The sequence below is a fragment of the Candidatus Symbiopectobacterium sp. NZEC135 genome (genome assembly GCF_025962695.1).
The window spans coordinates 1-2,006 of the sequence record NZ_JAGFPF010000272.1; the positions used below are offsets into that span (position 1 = coordinate 1).

Annotated in this window: 2 protein-coding genes; one reads left to right on the forward strand and one right to left on the reverse strand. The window is 49.6% G+C overall.

The features are described from left to right. Nucleotides 1-665, reverse strand: a 665-nt coding sequence (locus J5224_RS25810) for a nucleotide sugar dehydrogenase (protein ID WP_264628047.1), incomplete at its 3' end; no start/stop codon positions are given. A 418-nt stretch (nt 666-1,083) separates the two neighbouring features. Between J5224_RS25810 and J5224_RS25815 the strand changes: the two genes are divergently transcribed. Continuing rightward, nucleotides 1,084-2,006: zinc-binding dehydrogenase (locus J5224_RS25815; RefSeq protein ID WP_264628048.1), on the forward strand; the 923-nt coding region annotated here is incomplete at its 3' end.

Here is a 2,006-nt window from a genome sequence, read left to right on the forward strand (position 1 = left end):
GTGTGCATCTCTGCATAGCTATCGACCTCGTTGAAATAGGCGACGCGCATGGCGAGATAGGTATTGGCGACCAGCTTGATGGCCTCCGCTTCCGTTGCATCGGTGTAGAGCACCGGCGCCGTTTTCTTGATCGCACCTTGCAGCAGCAAGGCGGCAAAACGTTCTGCGCGCGGCGAGCGTTCCCCAATCACAATGCGTGAAGGGTAGAGATTGTCGTGCAGCGCTTTTCCCTCACGCAGAAATTCGGGGGAGAAAATAATGTTATCCGTGGCAAAGGTGCGTCGCAGTTGCTGGGTATATCCCACGGGAACCGTTGATTTTATGACAATAAGCGCACCGGGATTGATGGACAACACATCCTGCACCACGGATTCAATCGACTGGGTATCGAACGCATTGGTGATCGGATCGTAGTTGGTTGGCGTGGCAATAATCACGATATCCGCATCCTGATAGGCCAGCTGTTTGTCCGTTGTCGCCACCAGATTGAGCGGTTTTTCCTTGAGATAATGGTCAATATCTTTATCAACAATCGGCGACAGGTTCTGGTTCAACAGCGCCACCCGCTGTTCGACAACGTCGAGAGCCACCACCTGATTATGCTGGGCCAACAGCACGGCGTTCGACAACCCGACGTAACCGGTGCCCGCAATAGTACATTTCATCATGTTAAATCCACCTGAAAAATCCGGGGACAGTATAGAGAGCGTGGGTGCATGAATTTTAAACATTGCCCAAACGATGCGGTGCTCGTTGCCTCATTTCAGATTCGCCGGAAGCGGTTTTGCTAGCAATAAGGTAAATGGCGGATCCTTGCTATCAAAAAACGTTATCCGGTGTGATTTGTTCACTTTTTCGCTTATTGCTGAACCGCCTTGGTGCCTGTTTTTTTAACTCATTGTTTTTAAATGCAATGTTTTTAAATGCAATGTTTTTATTCTTCTGTCTTTCTCCGCTAAATATGTGATCGGCTCTTCAATGTGAAGATTGATATCTGTGTTTTACAGATTTAATGTTGACTTCAAATGTGTAATAGCGAACTATGGCCCGACTGATTTACAGATAAACCTAATGAGGAATGTCATGAAAGCACTCGCGCGTTTCGGTAAGGCATTTGGTGGGTACAAGATGATTGAGGTACCGGAGCCGGTTTGTGGTCCGGAGGATGTGGTTATCGAGATCAAAGCGGCCGCCATTTGTGGCGCTGATATGAAGCACTACAAGGTTGATAGCGGATCTGATGAATTTAACTCGGTACGCGGTCACGAATTTGCCGGTCAGATCGTGGCGGTGGGCCAGCAGGTAAAAGGGTGGAAGGTTGGACAACGCGTTGTGTCGGACAACAGCGGCCATGTCTGTGGTGTTTGCCCGGCCTGTGAACAAGGCGATTTTCTGTGTTGTACAGAAAAAGTGAACCTGGGGTTGGATAACAATAAATGGGGTGGCGGGTTTTCAAAATACTGCCTTGTGCCCGGCGAAATTCTCAGAATCCATCGCCATGCCCTGTGGGAAATCCCGGAAGGCGTGGATTACGAAGAAGCTGCGGTACTCGATCCCATCTGTAATGCCTATAAAGCGATTGCTCAGCAATCTAAATTCCTTCCTGGTCAGGATGTTGTGGTTTTTGGTACCGGGCCGCTCGGGCTGTTTGCCGTCCAGATGGCGCGCATTATGGGCGCGGTCAATATCGTGATGGTTGGGTTGGAAGAGGACGTAAGCGTGCGTTTTGGCGTGGCAAAAGCGCTGGGGGCAACGGCAACCGTCAATGCATCCACCGAAGACGTGGTCGCGCGTTGCCACGAAATTTGTGGAAAAGACAATCTGGGCCTGGTGATTGAATGTTCCGGTGCCAATATTGCCTTGAAACAATCGATTGAGATGCTGCGCCCGAATGGTGAAGTGGTGCGCGTTGGTATGGGATTCAAACCGCTGGATTTCTCCATTAACGACATTACTGCATGGAATAAAAGCATTATTGGTCATATGGCCTATGACTCGACCTCATG